We start from the raw sequence: 23,681 nt of genomic DNA, 5'->3' as shown, positions 1-23,681 counted from the left end.
GTATGGATAACGTGTTAAGGTCACGTGTTATCCATGCAATTTGGGTGGTACCACGGTTATGATAATCGTCCCTGTGTCTTAATGAAGACAAGGAGGCGATTTTTTTGTGTCCAAAAAAGCCGTTCCAGCGTGTAATTTCGTAATTTAACGTTGATCATGACTGAATCTTGAGGATAGAAAAGGGGTTATACACATGATGAATATTATTGATGAACTACAGTGGCGTGACGCCATTAACCAGCAGACGGATGCAGAGGGACTGCGTGAGTTGACTGAAACCAAATCAATCTCATTGTACTGCGGCGTTGACCCTACGGGGGATAGCATGCATATCGGACATCTCATTCCATTCATGATGCTGAAACGTTTTCAACTGGCAGGACACCGTCCAGTCATTCTGATTGGTGGAGCTACAGGAACGATTGGTGACCCAAGTGGTCGGCAGGCAGAACGTTCTTTGCAAACGATGGAGCAAGTGCAGGAGAATGTGGATGCACTGACAGCGCAGATGAAGAAATTGTTCGTAACAGACGGTGATAATCAGGTTCGCATGGTGAACAACTACGATTGGACACACAAAATCAATGTCATTGAATTCTTGCGTGACTACGGCAAAAACTTTAACCTCAACACAATGTTGGCTAAGGATGTCGTTGCGAGCAGACTGGAAGGCGGAATCTCGTTCACCGAGTTTTCCTACCAGATCCTTCAATCACTCGACTACCTGCACCTGTTCCAGAACGAAGATGTACAGCTTCAAATCGGCGGTTCGGATCAATGGGGGAATATCACGAGTGGTCTTGATCTGATTCGTAAAAAAGAAGGATCAGAAGCGAAGGCGTACGGTCTGACCATTCCACTCATGCTCAAATCCGACGGTACGAAATTCGGTAAAACAGCTGGCGGCGCAATCTGGCTTGACCCGAACAAAACAACACCATTTGAGTTCTACCAGTTCTGGGCGAATACAGATGACCGTGATGTGATCAAATACTTGAAATACTTTACCTTCCTGAGCAAAGAAGAAATTGAAGCTTTGGCTGAAAAGGTAGAGACAGAGCCGCACAGACGTGAAGCACAGAAAGCACTCGCGGAAGAAATGACAAAATTCGTTCACGGCGAAGAAATGCTAGAACAGGCTAAACGTATTACAGCGGCGCTGTTCAGTGGTGATATCCGTTCCCTGACAGCAGATGAAATCGAGCAGGGTTTCAAGGAAATGCCAACATTCGAAACGGACGGCGAAGCGAAAAATATCGTCGACTGGCTCGTAGATCTGGGGTTGGAGCCATCCAAACGCCAGGCCCGTGAGGATGTCACTAAAGGCGCTATCTCCATGAACGGTGAGAAAATCACGGAGCTTGAATTCACAGTGTCGGCAGAGCATGCCATCGGCGGTAAATTCATCATTATCCGTAAAGGTAAGAAGAACTACAGCCTGGTGAAGTTGAAGTAAACAAATAATAAGAAAAGGTCGTTTGATTGGGTATCTTAACTGTCAGCGGCCTTTTCTATGTTGATTAAACTTTGTTTAAAACAAAATAAAATTGGGGGAGCTTATTATATTACTTATTTTCGCGATCATTTTTCTTTTATGTGTGATAGCAGCATTTATATTAACAATTGTATATTATAAAAAGAATATTATAAATAAAACAAACAAAATCCACTTAATAATTACAGGAAAGTTAAAAATTAATAATGAAAATAAGGTTGATAAAACTCAAATAAAAAAGTTTAGAAATGAGTTAATGCTGATTATGCTTAATTCTCTAATCATTGATAAATGGAGTAAACTGTTTATACATTTATTTATTCTAGTTTTCTCATTTACAATGATATTAGTTTCAATGGATTTTACTCCCAATAATATTGTAGAAAAACAATTTATAGGAATATTGGTGATCGTAGTATTTATAGGAATAGGGATCTTTATCGAAAGGCGTATTGGGAGATTTTATAATCAAGGTTTTTATTTTTTAAAGGTGCTTATCGTATTAAACTATCCACTGGTCACTTTCCAGAGTTATTTGGATAATATTAATATAATAGGGTTGTTTGTAACAGTAATAATTACTATTGGTTATACCTCTGCATTAATTAAAAATAGTATTGAGATTTTCAACTCTCTATTATTTCAATATTTTAATTTCATTGTGGTATTAATTTTATTAAATTTATTAATTATAGGTTTATGTTTCGGGTTGTATTATTTAAATTATAATGAAGTTTTTCAGTTCTATAGTGAATATGAAGTTAAAAAAATAAACGATGGTGGTCTTAAATACATCTCTTATGTTATATATGTAGGCATCTCTCCATTTTTTTCATTTCCTGGTCAAATTAATCTCAACCATGAAATAATACATTTCGTTCCACTCATAGAATACTTATTGGGTTATTTATTTAATCTTTCAATAGTAGCTTTCTTTATTTCATATTCAATCTCTAAGTATTTTGAGAGACGAAATTCAAATATGAGTGATATTACTCCCAAAAAGTTAGAGAATAACAGCATTAGCTTAGAACAAAATTAGTAATAAGAAGTTTGAAAGTAGTTACGATTTCGTTAAAGACGGCTAAACAGAATGTCAGGTATGAAAAAAAAGTCTGAATGCAATGTCGCATGACATTTGCATTCAGACTTTTTGGGCAAAATAAAAACCTATCTTATTGATTAACGATCGCTGTGATTTCTTCATCCAGATCAAGTCGCACATTCTCACGGTACGCCCGGATGTTGTATTCACTGTGCAGGTAACGAAGAATCGCTTCAATCATATTGGACTCCACCAGATATTGACTACGGCCTTGAATCCAAACTTCAGCGGAATAACCTGTATCTTCTTCCCAGCTCAGTTCTACATTCACATCGGTTGGACGTACACCCTTACGTTCTGCCATATGAATACAGATTGCATTCACAATTTCATCCATGCTCAGAACCATAGAGATTAGTACCGTCCGTTTCTGTTACGGTCATCATCACGATCATTGCGACGGTCATAACGACCATCCGCTGCAGGTTTGCGACGATTGGAGATGGCTCTGAAGAGTGCCATAGCCAGCATAACAATCAACATAATTGCTGCAACGTTCACGAGCAATCCAAGGATGTTACCCAGAGCGCCCATGCCACCGAACAATCCGCCAAACATCATACCAGCAAGACCACCAAGCATCATGCCTTTCATGAATCCGCCGCCACCGCCGAAGAATCCGCCACGGTTCGTTGTAGCTGCTCCATTGCTGGAGTTGTTATTCGTATTCGATTTGCTTACATTGCTGTCGGATTTCTTAGGTGTATTGCTATAACTTTTCGTACCGGATTTGAATCCGCCACCACGTCTTGCATCCGCAGAATCCGGATTCGTTACTCCCACTGTTGCGAACAATAATGTAAAGGCCATAAATACCATCATTAGATGTTTAACTCCGAATTTTTTCTTCATTGTAAAGATCGTAACCCCCCGATTAATTTGTTTGAATCGCCCAAAAATGGGCCTTACTCATGTAATACGGTCAACTTGCAGGAACGTTTCAAATTTTATTAAATTTCTGAAACGCTAGGACTTGGGTCTTGAATTGCAGCTTGGCCATCAAGCAATTGGGTAACCCAATTACACCACTCCAGGCCTGTTTGTGCGTGCATTAACCCTTTTTGTACCAGGATGTAGCTTCCAAAATCTCGGTTGCCTACACGAAGATTATCCTGAGGTATACGTGACTTCAGATCCTCGAAATAACGTATGCGTTCCATAAACCAGCTTTTACGCTCGTTAAGAATGCGTCTCATGCTTCCGTCTTCCGCTATGCCAACACACAAAATACGCAAATTAAATTCATCGCGTGTAACAGGTGCGGTAACAGGAGTAATCATCCATTCCAAGAGCTTTTCAATGCCTTTTTCCGTAACTGCGTACATTTTCTTGTCCGGTTTGTCAGACTGTTGTACCCAGCGGGAGGCCAATAACTCATCGTTTTCCATCTTGGACAGGAGTGGATAGATCTGGCTGTGTTTCGCCTGCCAATGAGGCTGGATTTTCAGCATCAGATCATAGCCCGATGACTCCTCGCGGGTAAGCAGCCCGAGTAATCCGTAGGAAAGTATGTTCATGCACATGTCTCCTTAATATTAGGGCTAGGTCAGAGAGAACAATCGTTTTTACTTTCTTTGACCGCTTTCATAAAAAGTGTACACTGAAACTGTATGGTTTGACAACCTGACAGAACAACTGCCTTAATTTAGACAAAAAAAGTGCGAACCATAAGGTCCGCACTCCAAACCATTTAGAGAGATGCCTGTTGTCCATACCCCTCAGCGACAAGATCAAGCTCACCTGTGGCAGAATCGATAACCATGCCGTGGACGGGTACATTGGGAGGAAGTAAAGGATGCTTCTTGATCACTTCCACAGTATGTTTTACCCCTTCTTCGACGCTGTCAAACCCGCGCAACCATTTTTGCAAACGGATGCCAGAGTTCTCCAGGGTTGTCATGACTTCTTCCGATACGCCACGCTCAACCATATGTCCAATCATGGTCTCAGCGTGAAGGGAAGCCATACCACATTCCGTATGCCCCACTACCAGGACTTCATCTGCACCCAGTTCATAGATGGCGACAAGTACACTACGCATTACGCTTCCGAAAGGCTGAGAGATAATTGCGCCTGCGTTTTTGATGATTTTCACATCACCGTTTTTCAAGTTCATAGCCTTGGGCAGCAATTCCACCAGACGTGTATCCATACAAGTGATGATAACCATCTTTTTGGTTGGAAACTTGCCAGCCGTATACTTTTCGTATTCTTTAGTCTCGACAAATGATTTGTTGTAAGTCAAAATCTCTTGAATGTTGTTCATGTCCATTGCCTCCTGTTATCCAATACGACGAGCACGGCCACTTGCATATGATGCAGCTTGTCCTACACGCCTTTGCTTTAAATAGTATTTCACGGTCAGCAGATGGCATTACTCCAACCCTTTAGAGGTTGTTCAAAAAGTCCACTTTTGATTACAAATCATGCCTGAGGGCATCATCAGCATCGAAGTTGAACGCCATTTCTATCTTCGCGGTAATGAAATCCAGACTTTTTGAACACGTATCTTTAGGAGAATAATGCAATTTTCATCTGTTAAAAGTTGATTATACGCAATGCAAAAAGTATCATCAATAGGGTATAACATTTTTTTTGAAGAGGTGAACGATAACAATGGATAAACAAACACAGGAACATTTGGAATCCTTCCGTAATCTGGCTCGTAAAATTAAGAGCTATCATGAAGCCATTGGTTTGCTTCACTGGGATCTGCGCACAGGTGCGCCGAAAAAAGGCGTTCCGACTCGTTCGGAGACGCTGGGTATGTTGTCCACCGAAGCATTCAAGCTGCAAACCTCGGCTGACATGAAGACTTACCTGGATGCATTAACGACTCCAGCAGTATTGGAACAGCTCGAAGATATAGATCGTCGTCTGGTTGAAGATTGCAAGAAAGAATATGATCGCAGTCAATCCGTACCACCTGAGAAAGTACAAGCTTATACCGTGCTAACAGCCAAGTCGGAAACGGCATGGGAAGATGCCAAGCATAATAGTGATTTTGCAGGATTCTCACCTTATCTCACAGATATCGTTAAGCTCAAACAGGAGTTTATTGATTATTGGGGTGTGAAGGATACACGTTATGATACGCTGCTTGATATGTATGAACCAGATCTGACGGTTGAGAAAGTGGACGCTGTGTTCGCCCGCCTCAAAGCACGTTTGGTGCCTTTGCAAGAGAAGATTAATGCTTCAGAAAACAAGCCAAATACAGAGTTCCTGAATCAGTTGTTTGACACCAAACAGCAGGAAAAATTCAGTCTGTTCATCCTGGAACAAATGGGCTATGACTTTGAAGCTGGACGATTGGACGAGAGTGTTCATCCTTTTGCAACGGGTCTTAACCCGGGTGATGTGCGGATCACAACACATTATCTGCAAGATGATGTAGCAAGCGCAATCTTCAGTTCACTGCATGAGGGCGGACATGCCCTGTACGAGCAAAATATTGATGACAGTCTGGCGGGTACCCTTCTTGCCGAAGGAACGTCCATGGGGATTCATGAGTCCCAGTCCCGTCTTTGGGAAAACATGATTGGTCGCAGCCTGCCATTCTGGACACGTTATTACAAAGATTTGCAGCAGCATTTCCCGCAACTGAGCGAGGTTGAACTGGAAGATTTCTATCGTGCAATCAACCGGGTGGAGAGTTCACTCATTCGGATCGAAGCGGATGAACTGACCTATAACCTGCATATTATTATCCGATATGAGATCGAGAAAATGTTATTCAACGATGGTCTGGAAGTGAAAGACCTGCCAGAGACCTGGAATGCAAAATACAAGGAATACCTAGGTATTATGCCAACGAATGATGGAGACGGTGTTCTTCAGGATGTTCACTGGTCTGGTGGTGACTTTGGTTACTTTGCTTCGTATTCTCTGGGTAATATGTATGCAGCTCAAATTCTACATACATTGCGCAAGGAAATGCCGGAGTTTGATACCCTCATTGCCGAAGGTAATCTGATTCCAATTAAGGAATGGCTTACAGACAAGATCTACCGGTATGGTAGAAGTCGCGCACCTTCCGAATTAATTGTTGCCATAACGGGTGAAGAATTGAACCCGGATTATCTGGCTGATTACCTGGAAGCCAAATATGCCGAGATTTACAAGCTGTAGGTATCCCCGTAAATAACATACTGAATAACATTTCGAAGAGCTGAAGAGTCGGGCAACATTGCCCGGCTCTTTTTTGCATTTAAGTTCTTAACCTTTTGTTGGGCATCGGCATATCCATAATAGAGAGAAACTGCTGAAACCAGTGAAGGAGGGAAACAACATGAAATACACGCCATGGTTCGTCCGGGGCATCGTTATTCTGCTGATTATCATTGTGGCGCTCACCAGCTGTAATAAGGAAGAGAATGAAGCCAAGATTACGATTGGCGAAGTGACTCGTTCGGTATTTTACGCACCGGAGTATGTGGCTGTGGCTCAAGGTTTTTTTGAAGAGCAGGGACTTGAGGTGGATATTCAAACGACTGCTGGTGGTGACAAAACGATGGCGGCATTACTCGCAGGTTCGGTGGATATCGCACTGGTAGGGGCGGAGACGTCCATATATGTCTATCAGCAGGGAGCGGAAGATCCGGTCATTAACTTTGCCCAGCTCACCCAGACGGATGGTACATTTCTGTTCGCTCGTAACACAGAAGGTAGCTTCGATTGGGAGCAACTGAGGGATTCCACATTTCTCGGTCAACGCAAAGGCGGCATGCCGCAAATGGCAGGGGAGTTCGCACTGAACAAACATGGCATTGATCCGCAAAGTGATCTGGAGCTGATTCAAAATGTGGACTTTGCCAACATTGCGTCTGCTTTCGCTTCAGGCACGGGAGATTATGTTCAACTGTTTGAACCCCAGGCATCCATCTTTGAACAAGAAGGTCGGGGTAAGGTTGTTGCATCGTTTGGCACAGAAGGTGGTCTTCTGCCTTACACCGTCTTCATGACGAAACAGAGTTATCTTCACGACAATAAGGATATCGTACAGAAGTTTACGAATGGTCTACACAAAGCGCAGGCATGGGTGGATTCCCATACGGCTGAAGAGATTGCTGAAGTCATTTCTCCTTTTTTCAAAGACATCGATCCAGCCATTTTGGTAAGTAGTGTGAACCGTTATAAGGAACAGGGCAGCTATGCAACGGATCCGATCATTGATGAGGAAGAGTGGAACAATCTGCTTGATGTCATGAGTGCCGCCGGAGAGTTGAAAGAACGTGTGGATTTGAATGCCATTGTGGATAATGCCTATGCGGAAGAAGCTACGAAATCAAAGTAATGGGGTATTCAGGAAAGGAAGTGAGCAGAATGCCTGAATCCGAAAGTGTGATCCGACTGGAGGGGATCTCTCAAGTATACGTCAGCGAGCGGGAAGCTTCCTTGGTGCTTGAGGACTTGAGTCTGGAGATCCAAAAAGGAGAGTTCGTCAGTCTGGTTGGACCGAGTGGATGCGGTAAAACGACATTGTTGTCGATCATCGCCGGGCTGCTCACACCCACCCGAGGAGAGGTTAAGGTTAAAGGCAAACTCGTTGGCGGCCCCTCAGCACAGATTGGTTATATGCTTCAACAGGACTATCTGTTTCCGTGGCGGACCATTCTGGATAATGCATTAATCGGTCTTGAACTGACAGGCAGACTTGATGAACGGAGCCGTGAGCGTGTACGGGAACTGCTGGTAAGTATGGGGTTGGCAGGAACGGAGAATCAGTACCCTTCAGAGCTTTCAGGAGGCATGAGACAGCGAGTAGCCCTGGTGCGCACGCTGGCAACCGATCCGGGGATTTTATTGTTGGATGAACCATTCTCAGCACTTGATTATCAAACCAAGTTGCAATTGGAGGATCTGGTCTCGGACACGTTAAAACAATTTGGCAAAACATCTGTTCTCGTCACCCATGATTTGTCTGAAGCCATTGCGGTCAGTGACCGCGTCATTGTACTGGATCGCAATCCGGGCCGCATCCGTCGTGAATTTATCATTCCCGATGGAATTCGTAAATCTCAGCCGTTTCATGCCAGGGAGCAAGAAGGATTTAATGCGTTGTTTCAGGCATTGTGGAGTGAACTGGATCAGTCCGGGGGAGGTGAGGAAGACGCGTGAATCCAATGAATCCGAAGCAGGAAAAGCGTGACGAATGGATGGGGCAGCTGCATCGGAATCATATTCAGCAGGTGGCCAGATGGCGACATCAAGTGCTTGCCGTACAGTTATCTATGTTAGTATGTATGTTTTTGCTATGGGAAGTGGCAGGCAGACTCCGTTGGATTGATGTACTGTTATTCAGTTATCCGAGTAAGGTTTTTGCCCAGATTGGCAAGGACATCGCTAGTGGCGAGTTGTGGGCACATGTTGGGGTAACCGTAGGGGAAACGGCAGTTGGTTTTTTACTGGGAACACTGGTGGGAACCTTGCTTGCGGTTTTAATTTGGTGGTCTCCTTTTTTGTCCAAAGTGCTGGACCCCTATATGGTTGTATTCAACAGTATGCCAAAGGTAGCACTTGGCCCAATCTTTATTGTGATGTTCGGCGCGGGTTTTACAGCGATTGTTATGACCACATTGTCCATCACGGTCATTATCACGACACTAGTGGTGTATAACAGCTTCAATGAAGTCGATCCCAATTATATTAAAGTCATTCGTACGTTTGGTGGAGAACGTTCCGAGATTTTTACCAAAGTTGTATTACCTGCTTCTTTTCCGGCGATTGTATCCACTTTGAAAGTGAACGTGGGCATGGCTTGGGTGGGTGTAATTGTGGGTGAGTTTCTGGTCGCCAAACAAGGGCTAGGTTATCTAATTATCTACGGATTTCAGGTATTCAACTTCACACTTGTATTATCGAGTCTGTTAATTATTGCCGCAGTTGCAACAGCCATGTACCAACTTGTTGTCTATGCAGAACGCAAAATGCTGGCTGGCCGCAGGTGATTCTGAAGTGTTTTACTCGTAATGTGACCGGGTATGATATGTATACAATTTCACAAGGGGTGTCACGTTGCCCGATACCGTAAAATCAAGTACCATATTTAGTATGATTATTCCGCGCAGATCCGGAATGAATGCGATGATTGGAGAAGAGGGCCTTGAGGTTCTGTCGCAACGATCTAACTTGCCAGCGTCCCTCATTCGGGGCGTGTTGCTGTGACCGGCATGCATGCGCATGTCGGTTGATGTCGTCTAGTTTACTTTTGGATGAGACATACTAGTCATGATAAATGAATGAGGCGACGAGCTGGCTAAGAATTTTTTTGCAGCTTAGAGGAGATGGAATGTTAAATGGGTTTTAGGGTAATTAAAACTGCAATCGCCGCATTAATGGCTGTATTGATTGCAGACTGGTGTCGCTTGCCGGGACCAACATCAGCGGGATTGCTTGCCATTCTTGGTGTGGATGTAACGAGAAAACGAAGTATTCGCACCATATCGGCGAGGTTCTTTGCTTCCGTAGTTGGACTTTTATTTGCAAGTGTACTTTTTCACTTTCTAGGCTTCCATTATTGGGTGCTGGCGGTATACATATTGATCGCATTCCCGGCTATTGTCCGGGTAGGCTTCAAAGAAGGTATTGTTACAGGTTCTGTTGTGGTGTTTCGGGTGTTTGGCGGCGGGGAGATGGACGTGCATGTCATCCTCGTACAGATTGCTTTGTTGTTAATTGGTCTTGGTTCCGCAATGGCGGTTAACCTGGCTTACATGCCGGCAGCAGATCCACAGATGCTGCGCATTCGCAAACGAATCGATGAACTCTTCTCGAAGATTTTCAAGGAATTTGCGGCCACGCTGCGTAATCCCAATGAAGCATGGGCAGGGAGAGAGCTGATTGAAGCAGATAAAGCGATACTTGGCGGTATTGATGCTGCCAAACGTTCTCTGGAGAATCAGGTGATTCATCCGAATGAGGAATGGAGCGTCTACTTCTATATGCGCAAAACGCAGTTGGACTCCATCCAGCACATGATGCATCTCGTGTCCCAGATCTATCAGAAGATGCCACATGCGGAGATGGTATCGGAGCTGTTCGATCAGCTTAGTCAGGACGTACTCACTGAATCCTACACGGGACGAACTGAAAAACTTCTTGCAGATGTGCAAGAAGAATTCAAACGTATGGAGCTGCCGGATACAAGGGAAGAATTCGAGATTCGTTCTGCAATTCTCCAGCTGTGCCGCGAACTCGCGCTGTATCTGAAAGTCGCGAAGAAGGACAAAGCACCGTCCCCAATCTCGGACCGGTCCCAATCTACAAACGAATAATAGAAAATAGTTGTCACCCTAGACGAATGCCCTGCATACACTTGTAGTGAATGATTGTATGGAGGAGGTTTAAAGATGTCATTGAGTCATAAACATCAATGTAGAGAGATTATCACGAAGGCGATCTGCGGCAAAGGTCGTAAGTTCTCTACCGTAACACATACCGTGACTCCGCCAAATGGTCCGACAAGTATTTTGGGGGCTTGGATTATCAACCACCAATATGAAGCCGTATCAGCGGGTGACGGAATTGAAGTTATTGGTACTTACGATATCAACATTTGGTATTCCTACGACAAGAACTCTCAGACGGATGTAGCCAAAGAAACGGTCTCGTATGTAGAACATGTGCCTTTGTCCTATCTGGACCCGAAACACCGGACTTCCACAGTGGAGGTATCTGCGGATGCAACGCAGGAACCTAGCTGTGTGGAAGCCACAGTATCAGCAGGTGGAAGCAGTGTAATTATCCGGGTAGAACGGGAATTCGCTGTGGAACTCGTTGCCGAAACCAAAGTTTGTGTGAAGGTCTGCACAGATGGTTGCGGTGACTACGAAGACAAGGACTATGACTTTGGCAGTGCCGATGGAGATTATGACGATCTCGATCCCGATCTGCTCGACGATGAGCTGTGAGTTTGACGCCTGTATTTGATAACCTAAGGTATCATATGCGCCAGAAGGCGCGGTGAAGAGGGCGTAAGCCCTCTTTCTTCTTAAATATTAAAAAATGGGTGGTAACGAGCCTCGCAATGTGCCTGGAATACCTTTCACGGGAAGGCTCCGCATTGCGGGGTTATTTTTATTTTAGTTGCATGATCCGGGAGGGGGGACGTAATGAATGTGATGGAACAAGCGGAGGAAGCGCTGCGCCGATATGAAAGGATGACATCTGGAGAACGTGCAGAACGGTTGAAACAGGCAGGCATTGAAGTATTGTCACTGCACGATCGGCGCAAACGTGAACCAGGCTTGCGTGTACGCTATGACGTAGAGATAAGCTGTCTGCAGGCGATCCGGATCAAACGCAAGGATACTAGTGGCATGGGAGGGGCGCAGGAAACTCTGTTGGAGCGTGAAGCGAGTTCAACCTTATTCAAGCGCATAGAACGACTCGCGATCAAAACGCTGTATACGCTAGGGCTGGATCATGGAGCTGTTCGAATGGAATCCTCAGGGAATGGCGGCTGTGCAGTGATTTCGATTGAACCGTGTCCCTGGAAAGGGGTGACCAACCTTGCTGCTACCTATAGGGAAAGCTGGAAGCAGCATCAGGAACTGCTGGATGAGGAAGTGAGTCACAGACCCACTCCAATACTCGGCATGGACCCGGAGTTTCTTCTGGTGCAGATGCCGGAATCCAAAATCGTACCCGCCTCCAGATTTCTTGAACGTACAGGAATGGCAGGCTGTGATTCCGTGACGATTGGTGGACGGCGCATATATCCGGTTGCCGAACTGCGACCGGCTCCCAGCTCCGAACCACGAGAACTGCTGGCTCATCTGATGAGGGCATTCGCAGCCGCTTCCCGCAGCATCAGTGACCACTCGCTCATATGGCAGGCAGGAGGGATGCCACAACGTGGGTTACCTTTGGGTGGTCATATTCATTTTAGCGGGGTGAATCTTACCGGGGAACTGCTTCGTGCACTGGACAATTATCTGGCATTGCCACTGGCATTTCTGCAAGACCCCCGTGGATCGGGAAGACGACCCCGTTATGGAGCACTTGGTGATTTTCGTCTGAAATCCTATGGTGGGTTTGAGTATCGTACGTTACCCAGCTTTCTTGTGTCGCCCCTTGTTGCGAAAGGTGTTGTGGCCTTGGCAGGTCTGATCGCGAGCGGGTATACTCAATTACGGCAGCGTCCGTTGGCGAAAGCTGAGGTTCATACCGCTTTTTATGAAGGAAAGCGCGAAGTTATTAAGGAACACATCCCAGCACTCGTAGATGATCTGAAGAGGTTGGATGGATATGCACGTTATGAACGGTATGCGTCTCCGTTAATCCTTCAATTAAAACTGGGAAGAACTTGGGATGAGAGCCGCGATATTCGCAAACTCTGGAATATTCGGGCAGGTTCATGAAGTACGGACGTTTTTTTGATATAATAAGAAACAAGTCTTTTTAAGTACGTGTTCAAAAAGAACGGTTTTCAGTACCGAGAAGATGGGATGAAGCTAGAAATGGAGTAGCGGAGCGTAGGAAAACTACGTGAGCAACGGACATTTCGGCTGAATGCCATATTCGAAGCTGATGATGCCACTAGGCATCCTTCGTAATCAAAAGCGGACTTTTTGAACAACCTTTATAAGTTATAGCTACGGAAGATATGGAGCAGCAACCCTTGAAGGAAGTGGCGATTAGCCAACACATAAGGCGGAGGCGCAAACACAGTGCCTGACCGTCTTATTGTCCTTCCAGGATGCGTTTCTTCCTGACATTATAGGAACGGGATGGAGGATATTCATCATGGCTCAGTATACGCCAATGATTCAACAATATTTGCAAGTGAAGGCAGAAGCACAAGATGCTTTTCTATTTTTTAGACTGGGTGACTTCTATGAACTGTTCTTCGAGGATGCGATTAATGCTTCCCGTGAACTTGAGATCACGCTGACCGCACGCAACGGAGGCACGGATGATAAAATTCCGATGTGTGGTGTACCTTATCATTCGGCTGACAATTACATACAGCGTCTGATTGAAAAAGGATATAAAGTTGCGATATGTGAACAGATGGAAGATGCAAGTGTAACCAAAGGCATGGTACGACGTGAAATTGTACGTGTGGTTACACCGGGAACGGTAATGGAAGGCAAGACACTCGGTGACAAGTCCAACAACTACATGGTGTGTCTTACAGGTAATCAAAATACGCTGGCGCTCGCGGCCTGTGATCTGTCAACGGGTGAGTTGTATGTGACATCCGTACCCTATTCCAAGGAATGGCTCAAGGATGAAATCGGCATCTACGAACCATCGGAGCTGGTGGGGGATGCAGCGCTGCTTGAAACGGTAGAAGCCGAGGCGTCTCCAATCGGTCGTCCTGTGGTCTACACGTCGTGGACAAAGAATAAGGAAGATCTGGTCCGTCAGCAGTTTGGCGAGGCTGTCTGGGCAAGATTAGAGCCTGAACGTCAAGCGTGCATTGCACGTCTTTTCTCCTATCTGAGTGAGACACAGAAACGTTCTCTGGGGCAGTTAACTCAAATCTCAACGTATGAGCCAGATCATTACATGATCTTGGACCCGTTTACCCGCCGGAACTTGGAATTGGTGGAAACCGTGCGTGAACGCTCCAAAAAAGGTTCATTACTCTGGTTGCTTGATCGGACCGAGACGTCCATGGGTGCAAGAATGCTCCGTCGCTGGGTCGACAAGCCATTGTTGCAAAAAGGGAAGATTAATGAGCGTCTGGAAGCGGTAGATACGCTGTACAACCAGTTTATATTGCGTGAAGACCTGCGGGCAGAACTCAAAGACATCTATGATCTGGAGCGTTTGGTAGGCCGGATTGCGTTTGGTAATGCCAATGGTCGTGACCTGAATGCGCTCAAATCATCGCTGGAGAAAATTCCAGGACTTCGTCAACATTGCGCAGGATCATCTTCCGCAACATTGCAGCATATTGCCGAAACGATGGATGATTGCAATGATCTGCGTGAAGCCGTCGGGCATGCCATTGTGGACGAGCCGCCGGTATCGGTAAGGGACGGAGGTCTGATTCGTGAAGGGTACCATGAACGTCTGGATGAATTGCGTGAGGCTTCAGTTAACGGGAAACAGTGGATTGCGGAGCTGGAAGCGCGAGAGCGTGAGGCGACAGGCATTCGATCGCTGAAGATTGGATATAACAAAGTGTTTGGTTATTATATCGAGATCACCAAGTCCAATCTGTCCTCGCTGCCAGAGGGACGTTATGAACGTAAACAGACACTTGCCAATGCAGAACGTTACATTACGCCGGAGTTGAAGGAAAAAGAGACGCTGATTCTCGAAGCTCAGGACAAAATGGTTGATATTGAGTATGGGCTGTTCGCAGAGTTGCGCGAGCGGCTGAACAAAGAGATTGCAAGATTGCAGAAGCTGGCCGAACAGGTTGCAGAGATTGATGTATATCAATCTTTTGCGGTGATTAGCGCTGAGCGTAACTTTGTACGGCCTACGCTGACCGACGGTTATGACCTGGTTGTGGAAGAAGGACGCCATCCGGTCGTTGAGGCGGTCATGCGAGACGGCGCATTTATTGCCAATCACACGGCAATGACCAAGGAAGAGGCACGTATTCTGCTGATTACTGGACCAAATATGGCTGGTAAGAGTACGTATATGCGACAGGTCGCTTTAATCTCCATTTTGGCGCAAGTAGGTTGTTTTGTACCTGCGGGTCAGGCGGAAGTGCCGATCATGGATCGCATTTTCACACGGATCGGTGCCGCGGATGATCTCATTGGCGGACAAAGCACATTCATGGTGGAGATGGCCGACATTCAGGTCATGACGGACAAAGCTACACCACGCAGTCTGATTATTATCGATGAATTGGGACGGGGAACGTCAACCAGCGAAGGTATGGCAATTGCACAGTCTGTTATTGAATATGTACATGATATTATTGGCTGTAAAGCTCTTGTATCAACTCATTTCCATGAACTTGCTCATCTGGAGGAGAGTCTGGACAAGCTGGCCAACTACTCGATGGCGGTACAAGAGAGCGGTGACAAAGTTAATTTCCTGCGCAAATTGATTGCCGGGGCAGCCAGCAGCAGTTATGGTATCTATTGTGCACGCCTTGCAGGTCTGCCTGATAGCATTATTGAGCGGGCGAATGGACTATTGCATGGGTTCGAACATGCGGCCGCGCAAGTAGCTGTGGGCAGTGAATATATCGGGAATGAGAAGCAGGAAGCAGGCCTGAACGTAAAAGGTGTAGAATTTCAGCACACGGATTCAGCACCATTGATCCGTGAGCATGAGATTGTGGAGAGTGCAGAGTACACACCTTCTATTGAAGATTCGGTTGGGAAGCAACATGCCAAGAAATCAAACAGCAAAGGACAGTCCAGCGCAAACCATTCGGATGTGGTTCAACTGTCCATCTTTGGAGATGATGAGCCGAATGTGGCAACAAAACCGGATGTAGTTGCGGTGGATAAACCAGCGCGAGAATTCATCCGTACGATGAAAGATATCGATGTCATGAATATGACGCCTCTTCAGGCGATGCAGATATTGAATGATCTCAAATTGAAGGCACAGCAATTATCCTGAGTATAAGGGAGGGGAAAACCTGTGGCGAAAATACATGTGCTTGATGAACATATTGCCAACCAGATCGCGGCGGGTGAAGTGGTCGAACGGCCTGCTTCAGTTGTCAAAGAGTTGCTCGAAAACTCGGTGGATGCAGGCGCCACCAAAATTGAAGTGACGGTGGAAGAGGGCGGACTCCTCAGTATTCGTGTCAAAGACAATGGTACAGGTATTGAGCCAGAGGACATGGAAACCGCCTTTTATCGTCATGCGACCAGCAAAATAGCCCATGGCCGAGATCTGTTTCAGATCACAAGTCTTGGATTCCGTGGCGAAGCCTTGGCGAGTATTGCCGCCGTGTCCAAGGTAGAGGTATTGTCGGCAAGTGACAATGATGGGCGGGGGCGCCGCATCGTAATTGAAGGCGGGAACCTTCGCACTCATGAAGACGCAACCTCACCCCAAGGTACAGATTTTGCAGTGAGAGAACTATTTTACAATACACCTGCCAGACTCAAATATATGAAAACGATCCAGACGGAACTGGGACATATATCAGATGTCCTTTACCGGATGGCGATGTCTCATCCAAACATTTCGTTCCGACTGCGCCATAATGAGAATGTGCTGCTTCAGACGTTGGGCAACGGCGATCTGCTACAAGTGGTTGCAGCGATCTATGGGACAAGTGCTGCCAAAGCGATGCTTCCCATCCAGGGAGAAAGTCTGGATTACCGGGTGAGCGGGCTGATCAGCCTGCCAGAATGGACACGAGCGAATCGTAATGGTATGTCAACGATTGTTAATGGGAGATTTGTTCGCAATTACGGTCTCAATCAGGCGATTCTCAAAGCCTACCATACCTTGCTGCCGATCAATCGCTTCCCACTTGTCGTGGTGCAGTTGGAGATGCACCCCTCTCTTGTGGATGTGAACGTGCATCCGGCGAAGTTGGAGGTTCGCTTTAGCAAGGAACCAGAACTGTATGAATTCATAGAGACGACGTTGCGGGGGATACTCCGGCAGGAGGTACTGATTCCACAGGTCAAAAAACAGCAGATTCGACGTGGAGACGATAGTTCCTTTATTCAGGAACAATTCCTCTTTCCACGCGGTCCGCTGAAAGATGCATCTGATGCAGAAGGATATGGGCAACAAGGTCCACTCGGGAAACCTACTGTTGCACAGCTGAAGTTAACTGCGGAAGATGATGATCTGGATTTGGATGCTCCGGCGGATGTGTCTACAGCACAGTTGGTATCTGAACAGGGTCACTCAGTGCCGTTGCCCGAAGCTCCACCTGAGTTTACACAGCCCCCGGAGCAGTTAGAAAGTTGGAACGGGGATATTTTGCAGAAGATTGCCAGTTATGACGGGGGGCAGACATCCGCTAACGTGCAAGACGGCACTAAGGATGTAAGTACAAGTTCAAATACAAGTTCTACCGAAACTGTTCCCAAATCTGACCTCTCTTCTCAAAATGGTGGGGATCGTGGAGCAACAGAGAAACCGCTGGCTGAAGGCAAACCAGCTACGTATCGCTCCGATTCCGTATATTCACCGGTTAGGGAAGCACGTTCATCGTATAATCCGTCTTCAGTTCCGAGAAGTGAACGGACGTGGAAAACTTCAGGTCTACCTGATGCGACCAGACTTGCCGTTGCCATTAAATCGGATGCATCCATGCCTGAATTTCCGGAGCTGAGTCTGATCGGACAGCATCATGGTACGTATTTGATCGCGCAAAATGACCAAGGTTTATATTTGATTGATCAGCATGCCGCTCATGAACGCGTAAATTATGAGTACTATTACGAGAAGTTTGGTAACCCTGCCCAGGCCTCACAAGAGTTACTGCTGCCTATTACGTTGGAGTTCACACCTTCGGAGACGGAAAAACTGAAAACAAGGCTGGCCTGGTTCGAACAGGCGGGTGTATATTTGGAGCATTTCGGTGGACAGACGTTCCGCGTGCGTTCCCATCCGTTCTGGTTCCCCAAAGGGGACGAGAAAGACATTATCGAAGAAATGTCCGAGTGGGTGTTGAGTGAACGCAGCATAGATGTCGCCAAGATGCGAGAAGCTGCATCGATCATGTGCTCCTGCAAGGCGTCCATCAAAGCGAACCAAAAGCTGACCGATCAGGAAGCAGAGGTGCTAATTCAGCGTCTGGGTTCATGTCGTCAGCCCTACACTTGTCCACATGGGCGGCCGATTGTGATTTCATTTTCAACATATGATCTGGAAAAATTGTTCAAACGTGTTATGTAGCTATTTAGGAGGAATCTATGTATATTACAACCGGTGAAAAGGAAGCGGCTTTACTTGTGGAGCGGGCCCGAAACCTTGCTGAAACAACAGGGGGTACTTACGTGCGCCGTAATAAAATGTCTCTGCCCATGATGATTGAACACTATGAGGCGGAGGAGGTTCTGGTTGTACTCCAGGGTAAAGTGCGTCTATTTCGGAAGGATTCACCGTTGCTGGAGTTCCACCCCAGCATGGGATTTGTTCGTGCCAAACGTATATTGCGAGGAGAACCTGATCCACTGCTGGAGGCGGGGGCGGTGAATGAAGGGGATACCATCATCGATTGTACAGCCGGACTGGGCACGGATGCACTGGTGTTCTCGGTTGCAGTGGGCAAAAGTGGACGGGTGATTGCATGTGAGAGCTCTCTTCCGCTATATACACTATTAGTGGAGGGGATGTCTCAATATGAGACGATCAAGCCAGCGGTAAATGAAGCTTTCCGGCGTATTGAGCTGCATCATGCGAATCATCTTGAGTTGTTGCGTTCCATGCCGGATCGAAGCTGTGATACCGTATATTTTGACCCCATGTTCCGTGAACCGATGATGGATTCAAGTGCTATACAGCCCTTGCGAGATTATGCAAATGCTCACGCGCTGGATGAACAGAGCATTATGGAAGCGAAACGGGTTGCCCGTAAACGGGTAGTCATGAAAGAAAAGCGCGGCAGCGCGGAGTTTGACAGGCTCGGATTTGAAATACTTGATCGGGCGAATGCAAAAACCCTGTACGGAGTGATTAATGTTGAAAGTGGAAGTTAAACCAAAACCTAAACTGCTTGTGTTGGTTGGACCAACAGCAGTAGGCAAAACAAGAATGAGCATCGAGCTTGCCCAAGCTTTCAATTGTGAGATTATCTCAGGAGATTCGATGCAGGTATATCGTGAAATGGATATCGGAACTGCCAAGATTACCTCTGAAGAAATGAAGGGTGTACCCCATCATCTCATTGATATCCATGAACCGGAGTATCCGTATTCTGTGGCCGAGTTTCAGGAGAGTTGCACACGATTGATTAGTGAAATCCACGAACGCGGTAAAATGCCTTTTATTGTAGGGGGCACCGGTCTGTATGTGGAATCGGTATGTTACGGCTTTCAATTTTCCGATAGTGGTTCGGACGAAGCGTTCAGGGAGCAACAATTCAGCTATGCGGAGTTAAATGGAGCTCAAGCCCTTCATGATCGATTGAGGGAAGTTGATCCCGTTAGTGCGGATCGTCTGCATCCGAATGACCAACGGCGGATTGTACGTGCGCTTGAGATCCATCATCTCACAGGCGAGAAGTGGTCTGATCAGCTGGCAGTACAGAAGAAAGAGTCGCCTTATGACCTTCTTATTGTTGGTTTGACAATGGATCGGCAGAAGTTGTACGCCCGGGTAGAAGAGCGGATTGATCTGATGATCGAACAAGGTCTGGTGGATGAAGTGAAGTCCCTGTTGGAACGCGGAGTAGCCAGAGGTCACATTTCCATGCAAGGGCTGGGGTATAAGGAGATTGCAGCGTTCCTGCAAGGGGAAGTGAGTTGGGAAGCTGCGGTTGAGTGGTTGAAGAGGGATACACGTCGGTTTGCCAAACGGCAGCTTTCCTGGTTCCGCCATATGAAGGATATTGAATGGGTGGACATGACGGATACCCGGGATTTTGAAGGGAAATACAAGCAGATAAGTGAATTGATTACACAAAAATTTGATTGATTTAAGCGAATATTAGTATTCTTCTGACAGGCATCGATTAGGTCAAGATATGTAAACCTCTACCTTCTGGTCATCAAAAGGATAGAGGTTTTTACTTATCACTAGAACAGATGGTAGAGATTAAACATTCGCCAAACAACGAATAAATGTGCTTTAAAATGAAGAATTTGTCCCTCTTTTGCAAAACAGACAAGCGGTGTATAATGGATAAGTCTTCTATTTGTTCACCTCGCTAAGAATGGGGGTAAAATAGCAGACAAGGGGTTTTTGTGGATTATATGAAACTGTTCATGATATAATAGCACGAAAGCTACTCAGCGATATTGAATATTACTTGAACACGAATTCAAATGAACCAATGGGGGTACGGCTAATGAACAAGTCCATCAACATCCAAGATACGTTCTTGAACCAACTGCGGAAAGAAAATATTCCTGCTACGGTCTATCTGACCAACGGCTTCCAAATCCGCGGGACGATCAAGGCATTTGACAATTTTACGATCGTCATTGACAGCGACGGACGCCAGCAAATGGTCTACAAGCATGCCATCTCCACGTTCACGCCGCAACGCAGCGTATCGCTGATGCAGCAAGATAACAGCGGCGAAGCTTAAAAAAATTACGAAACCTTTTCACCAACCATTTCGTCTACAAGTATAGGTATTGAAACAGAGCAACCTGAATAAAGGGTTGTTCTTTTCATTCCGGGCGAAAAATGTTTAATATATGCCTGAGCCTACAGACGATTAGAAATTATGCAACCGAAAGGGAGTCAGGAGGTAACATGCCAAACGATCCGTTGTCGAGGTCTAACAATCGCAACAACAATAATAAGTCACCCAAAAAAGCGAAGCCAAAGACCTCTAAAAAGAAAAAAATTACGGGTAAACGTGTTGGATGGACACTGTTTTTCACAATGGCAATCGCCATATTCTGTGCACTTGGCGGATATTTATTTATTATGGTGAGTGGTGAAAATCTGCTCAAAGCCAATAAGGACAAAACCACAATTAATGAAACTTCAAAAGTATATGATCGCAATGGCCAATTAATGGGGGAACTATCCATTCAGAAGCTGGAACCCGTCAAAGAAGATGATATTCCTGAGCTGGTGAAGCAAGCCTTTGTTGCGACCGAGGATAAACGATTCTACGATCACCAAGGCGTGGATATCTGGTCCATTGGGCGTGCAGCGGTTAAGGATGTCATGGCTCGTTCCATGGTGGAAGGTGGTAGTACACTAACCCAACAGCTTGCCAAGAACATGTTCTTGTCCCGTGACAAAACGTTCTTCCGTAAAGCAACGGAAGTATCGATTGCCATGGCATTAGAGCGCAAGTACACAAAAGACGAAATCCTGACGATGTATCTGAACCGGATTTTCTTCGGTCATCAGCGTTACGGGATTAAAGCGGCATCTGAATTTTACTTTGGAGAAAAAGATCTGAATAAACTTGAATTGTGGGAAATTGCCACACTCGCAGCGATGCCCAAGGGGCCTTCTGCCTACAATCCGGTGAGCAATCCGAACGATTCCAAGGCACGTCGTGGCGTTGTTCTCCAGCTAATGCATGATCAAGGCTACATTACGAAGGAAGAGATGGATAAAGCTAAAGAGGTAGATTATAACTACAAGCGACCAGAGAAAGACAGGAAGTACCAAGGTTTTATAGATTATGTGCTCCGTGAAGCTGAACGTGTAACAGGCAAAACGGAAGATGATCTAAATATCGGTGGATACAAAATCTATACAACTATGGATGCTCAGGCTCAAACAGCCATGGAAACGGCCTTCACAGATGATAGTCTGTTCGAAGCAAGTAAAGACGATCAACAGGTCCAAGGCTCCATGGTTATCATGAACCACGAGAATGGCAGTCTCGTTGCCCTCCTGGGTGGACGGGATTATCAGACTAAAGGTTATAGCCGTGTAACGCAGAGTCGAAGACAACCAGGTTCAGCTTTTAAACCGATTGTGTCTTATGCACCGGCGCTTGAATCAGGAAATTACAGTGCCAACTCGTCGCTGAGTAATGCGAAGCAATGTTTTGGTAACTACTGTCCTGGTAACTTGCATGGATATTCTTCAACGATCAGTATGACGGAAGCCATTACGAAGTCGGAAAATATTCCTGCGGTTTGGCTGCTTGATAAAATAGGTGTTAACACAGGCATTAATTTTGCCAAGAGTGTAGGCATACAGCTGACAGATGAAGACAAAAACTTGGCGATTGCCCTCGGTGGTCTAAGTAAAGGTACAAATACACTGGAAATGGCGCAAGCCTATAGTGCATTTGCCAACCTCGGAGAATACCGACAAGCCTATGCGATTAAAGAAATCAAGGATAGCGCAGGCAAAACCACTTATAAACATGATAACTCGGACACAACGCGTGTCATGAGTGAGCAAAATGCGTATCAGCTTACACAGATGCTGCAGAACGTCGTTAATGACGGTACGGGACGTTCAGCACGTCTGGATCGTCCGGTAGCGGGTAAAACAGGAACAGTTCAAAGTGGTATCTCTGGCAATAGTGCCAACCGTGATGTATGGTTTGTTGGATACACCCCGGAATGGACTGCCGCTGTCTGGATGGGCTATGACAATCCGGATGCCAATCATATGCTTAAGAACAGCAGTAAGTTGTCGGCAGCTTTCTTTGCCAAAGTCATGGGAGATGCTTTAAAAGGCGTTCCAGTGAAGCAATTCAAAGCACCAGCTGGAGGGCAGGCACCTCCGCCAGTAGAAGAACCAGAAAAGCCGGCTCTGTCCGTTAGTGGGCTGAGTGGATCATACGATCCAAATGCACAAACCGTCTCCCTGAGTTGGACTGGAACGGGTGACGCGAGTACGCAATATCGAATTTATCGGAAAGAAACATCTGAAGCCCAGTTCACTCATCTCATTGATGCAATAGGAGCGACCAATGCACAAGATTTAAGTGCGTTGCCTGGTCTAACCTATGAGTACTATGTGACAGCTTACGACTTGGCATCAGGACTTGAGACGGATCCTTCCAACACCATCTCCTTGATGATTGAAGCGCAGGAAGTACCGCCGGAGGAACCTGATCCTGGTATAGACCCTGGAACAGAGATAGATCCTGAGCAGCCAGGTACGGAGAATCCGGACAATGGTACACCGGATAATGGCAACTCGAACGGTAATAACGGTAACGGTAATGGTAATGGAAATGAAAATGGCAATAATGGTAATGGTAATGGTAATGGTAATGGTAATAACGGAAACAATGGCAACGGTGGTAATAACGGCGGAAACGGTCAACCTGGGGAAGGAAATACGACCCCACCTGGTCAGGGCACAACAGATCCTGGCGGAAATGGTGAAGGTTCCGATGACGGGGGCGTAACAACGCCGGGCGAAGTTGTAACTCCGGACAGCGGAACAAGTGGGGATACTGGAGGGACAGATGCACCTGCAGATTCCCAAGCTGGCACCGGCGGCTAAGCCAATGAATCACTAAATAGCTACATTATAGCTACATTGAAAAAACTGCTTCCTGGGAAACCGGTGAAG

General features: G+C 46.1%; 19 protein-coding genes and 1 other annotated feature (1 of these 20 cut by a window edge). Of the genes, 15 read left to right on the top strand and 4 right to left on the bottom strand.

Going from position 1 to position 23,681, the window contains the following annotated elements; genetic code table 11:
* Nucleotides 1-76 (top strand) — a binding site (T-box leader); it begins 152 nt to the left of the window's first position.
* Nucleotides 77-196: 120 nt separating this feature from the next.
* Both tyrS and MHI48_RS18190 read left to right on the top strand, forming a co-directional pair.
* Complete coding sequence (tyrS, locus tag MHI48_RS18195; protein ID WP_405144684.1) at nucleotides 197-1,456, top strand: tyrosine--tRNA ligase; 1,260 nt, start codon at nucleotides 197-199, stop codon at nucleotides 1,454-1,456.
* 142 nt (nucleotides 1,457-1,598) lie between these two features.
* On the top strand, nucleotides 1,599-2,537 hold the full coding sequence (locus tag MHI48_RS18190; protein WP_405141340.1) for a hypothetical protein: 939 nt from the start codon (nucleotides 1,599-1,601) through the stop codon (nucleotides 2,535-2,537).
* Between the two features lie 133 nt (nucleotides 2,538-2,670).
* Here the strand turns inward: MHI48_RS18190 and MHI48_RS18185 are convergent, their stop codons facing one another.
* The 4 genes from MHI48_RS18185 to MHI48_RS18170 all read right to left on the bottom strand — a co-directional run bounded on the left by MHI48_RS18185 (nucleotide 2,671) and on the right by MHI48_RS18170 (nucleotide 4,866).
* On the bottom strand, nucleotides 2,671-2,949 hold the full coding sequence (locus tag MHI48_RS18185) for a YxcD family protein (RefSeq protein WP_017687903.1): 279 nt from the start codon (nucleotides 2,947-2,949) through the stop codon (nucleotides 2,671-2,673).
* A gap of 5 nt (nucleotides 2,950-2,954) precedes the next feature.
* Complete coding sequence (locus MHI48_RS18180) at nucleotides 2,955-3,452, bottom strand: hypothetical protein (protein ID WP_036613538.1); 498 nt, start codon at nucleotides 3,450-3,452, stop codon at nucleotides 2,955-2,957.
* Nucleotides 3,453-3,550: 98 nt separating this feature from the next.
* On the bottom strand, nucleotides 3,551-4,117 hold the full coding sequence (locus MHI48_RS18175; RefSeq protein WP_405141338.1) for a PadR family transcriptional regulator: 567 nt from the start codon (nucleotides 4,115-4,117) through the stop codon (nucleotides 3,551-3,553).
* A gap of 173 nt (nucleotides 4,118-4,290) precedes the next feature.
* Nucleotides 4,291-4,866, bottom strand: a complete 576-nt coding sequence (locus MHI48_RS18170) for a carbonic anhydrase (RefSeq protein WP_036613541.1) — start codon at nucleotides 4,864-4,866, stop codon at nucleotides 4,291-4,293.
* Between the two features lie 350 nt (nucleotides 4,867-5,216).
* Between MHI48_RS18170 and MHI48_RS18165 the strand changes: the two genes are divergently transcribed.
* The 13 genes from MHI48_RS18165 (at nucleotide 5,217) to MHI48_RS18105 (ending at nucleotide 23,612) form a co-directional block, all read left to right on the top strand.
* The gene (locus tag MHI48_RS18165) at nucleotides 5,217-6,731 is read left to right on the top strand and encodes a carboxypeptidase M32 (protein ID WP_076328511.1); all 1,515 of its coding nucleotides are present in this window, start codon (nucleotides 5,217-5,219) and stop codon (nucleotides 6,729-6,731) included.
* A 160-nt stretch (nucleotides 6,732-6,891) separates the two neighbouring features.
* Nucleotides 6,892-7,896 (top strand): ABC transporter substrate-binding protein, encoded by a 1,005-nt coding sequence (locus MHI48_RS18160; protein ID WP_076328512.1) that lies wholly within the window; start codon nucleotides 6,892-6,894, stop codon nucleotides 7,894-7,896.
* Between the two features lie 29 nt (nucleotides 7,897-7,925).
* On the top strand, nucleotides 7,926-8,720 hold the full coding sequence (locus tag MHI48_RS18155) for an ABC transporter ATP-binding protein (protein WP_047843426.1): 795 nt from the start codon (nucleotides 7,926-7,928) through the stop codon (nucleotides 8,718-8,720).
* Between the two features lie 38 nt (nucleotides 8,721-8,758).
* Nucleotides 8,759-9,550, top strand: a complete 792-nt coding sequence (locus MHI48_RS18150) for an ABC transporter permease (RefSeq protein ID WP_370739078.1) — start codon at nucleotides 8,759-8,761, stop codon at nucleotides 9,548-9,550.
* 348 nt (nucleotides 9,551-9,898) lie between these two features.
* Nucleotides 9,899-10,876, top strand: a complete 978-nt coding sequence (locus MHI48_RS18145; protein ID WP_076317597.1) for an aromatic acid exporter family protein — start codon at nucleotides 9,899-9,901, stop codon at nucleotides 10,874-10,876.
* Nucleotides 10,877-10,951: 75 nt separating this feature from the next.
* Complete coding sequence (locus MHI48_RS18140) at nucleotides 10,952-11,512, top strand: outer spore coat protein CotE (protein ID WP_017687912.1); 561 nt, start codon at nucleotides 10,952-10,954, stop codon at nucleotides 11,510-11,512.
* 201 nt (nucleotides 11,513-11,713) lie between these two features.
* Nucleotides 11,714-12,964, top strand: a complete 1,251-nt coding sequence (locus tag MHI48_RS18135) for a putative amidoligase domain-containing protein (protein WP_245838222.1) — start codon at nucleotides 11,714-11,716, stop codon at nucleotides 12,962-12,964.
* A gap of 385 nt (nucleotides 12,965-13,349) precedes the next feature.
* Nucleotides 13,350-16,151 (top strand): DNA mismatch repair protein MutS, encoded by a 2,802-nt coding sequence (gene mutS, locus MHI48_RS18130; RefSeq protein ID WP_405141334.1) that lies wholly within the window; start codon nucleotides 13,350-13,352, stop codon nucleotides 16,149-16,151.
* 21 nt (nucleotides 16,152-16,172) lie between these two features.
* A complete protein-coding gene (gene mutL / locus MHI48_RS18125) occupies nucleotides 16,173-18,401 on the top strand; it encodes a DNA mismatch repair endonuclease MutL (RefSeq protein WP_405141332.1) in 2,229 nt (742 codons plus the stop codon).
* A gap of 17 nt (nucleotides 18,402-18,418) precedes the next feature.
* Nucleotides 18,419-19,204 (top strand): class I SAM-dependent methyltransferase, encoded by a 786-nt coding sequence (locus MHI48_RS18120; protein ID WP_036672760.1) that lies wholly within the window; start codon nucleotides 18,419-18,421, stop codon nucleotides 19,202-19,204.
* Entirely contained in the window at nucleotides 19,185-20,141 is a 957-nt protein-coding gene (gene miaA / locus MHI48_RS18115; protein WP_076250160.1) for a tRNA (adenosine(37)-N6)-dimethylallyltransferase MiaA, read from the top strand. The genes MHI48_RS18120 and miaA overlap by 20 nt, the downstream gene beginning before the upstream one ends.
* Nucleotides 20,142-20,514: 373 nt before the next feature.
* Nucleotides 20,515-20,757: an RNA chaperone Hfq gene (gene hfq, locus MHI48_RS18110; RefSeq protein ID WP_017687918.1), complete on the top strand. Its 243-nt coding sequence runs from the start codon at nucleotides 20,515-20,517 to the stop codon at nucleotides 20,755-20,757.
* A 170-nt stretch (nucleotides 20,758-20,927) separates the two neighbouring features.
* Nucleotides 20,928-23,612 (top strand): PBP1A family penicillin-binding protein, encoded by a 2,685-nt coding sequence (locus MHI48_RS18105; RefSeq protein WP_405141329.1) that lies wholly within the window; start codon nucleotides 20,928-20,930, stop codon nucleotides 23,610-23,612.
* Nucleotides 23,613-23,681: the final 69 nt, after the last annotated feature.

The sequence above is a fragment of the Paenibacillus sp. FSL H7-0942 genome, assembly GCF_045040715.1.
Taxonomy (GTDB): Bacteria; Bacillota; Bacilli; order Paenibacillales; family Paenibacillaceae; genus Paenibacillus; species Paenibacillus amylolyticus.
The sequence above is the reverse complement of the archived record's forward strand: the minus strand, read 5'-3'. Positions and strand labels throughout refer to the sequence as shown.

Excerpts from the sequence above, each read along its gene's own strand:
- MHI48_RS18145 (WP_076317597.1), top strand. The coding sequence starts at position 9,899 with ATGGGTTTTAGGGTAATTAAAACTGCAATCGCCGCATTAATGGCTGTA.
- MHI48_RS18140 (WP_017687912.1), top strand. The coding sequence starts at position 10,952 with ATGTCATTGAGTCATAAACATCAATGTAGAGAGATTATCACGAAGGCG.
- MHI48_RS18175 (WP_405141338.1), bottom strand. The coding sequence starts at position 4,117 with ATGAACATACTTTCCTACGGATTACTCGGGCTGCTTACCCGCGAGGAG.
- MHI48_RS18120 (WP_036672760.1), top strand. The coding sequence starts at position 18,419 with ATGTATATTACAACCGGTGAAAAGGAAGCGGCTTTACTTGTGGAGCGG.
- MHI48_RS18150 (WP_370739078.1), top strand. The coding sequence starts at position 8,759 with ATGGGGCAGCTGCATCGGAATCATATTCAGCAGGTGGCCAGATGGCGA.
- MHI48_RS18155 (WP_047843426.1), top strand. The coding sequence starts at position 7,926 with ATGCCTGAATCCGAAAGTGTGATCCGACTGGAGGGGATCTCTCAAGTA.
- MHI48_RS18185 (WP_017687903.1), bottom strand. The coding sequence starts at position 2,949 with ATGGTTCTGAGCATGGATGAAATTGTGAATGCAATCTGTATTCATATG.
- MHI48_RS18165 (WP_076328511.1), top strand. The coding sequence starts at position 5,217 with ATGGATAAACAAACACAGGAACATTTGGAATCCTTCCGTAATCTGGCT.
- mutS (WP_405141334.1), top strand. The coding sequence starts at position 13,350 with ATGGCTCAGTATACGCCAATGATTCAACAATATTTGCAAGTGAAGGCA.
- MHI48_RS18105 (WP_405141329.1), top strand. The coding sequence starts at position 20,928 with ATGCCAAACGATCCGTTGTCGAGGTCTAACAATCGCAACAACAATAAT.
- MHI48_RS18160 (WP_076328512.1), top strand. The coding sequence starts at position 6,892 with ATGAAATACACGCCATGGTTCGTCCGGGGCATCGTTATTCTGCTGATT.
- MHI48_RS18135 (WP_245838222.1), top strand. The coding sequence starts at position 11,714 with ATGAATGTGATGGAACAAGCGGAGGAAGCGCTGCGCCGATATGAAAGG.
- MHI48_RS18180 (WP_036613538.1), bottom strand. The coding sequence starts at position 3,452 with ATGAAGAAAAAATTCGGAGTTAAACATCTAATGATGGTATTTATGGCC.
- hfq (WP_017687918.1), top strand. The coding sequence starts at position 20,515 with ATGAACAAGTCCATCAACATCCAAGATACGTTCTTGAACCAACTGCGG.
- MHI48_RS18170 (WP_036613541.1), bottom strand. The coding sequence starts at position 4,866 with ATGAACAACATTCAAGAGATTTTGACTTACAACAAATCATTTGTCGAG.
- miaA (WP_076250160.1), top strand. The coding sequence starts at position 19,185 with ATGTTGAAAGTGGAAGTTAAACCAAAACCTAAACTGCTTGTGTTGGTT.
- tyrS (WP_405144684.1), top strand. The coding sequence starts at position 197 with ATGAATATTATTGATGAACTACAGTGGCGTGACGCCATTAACCAGCAG.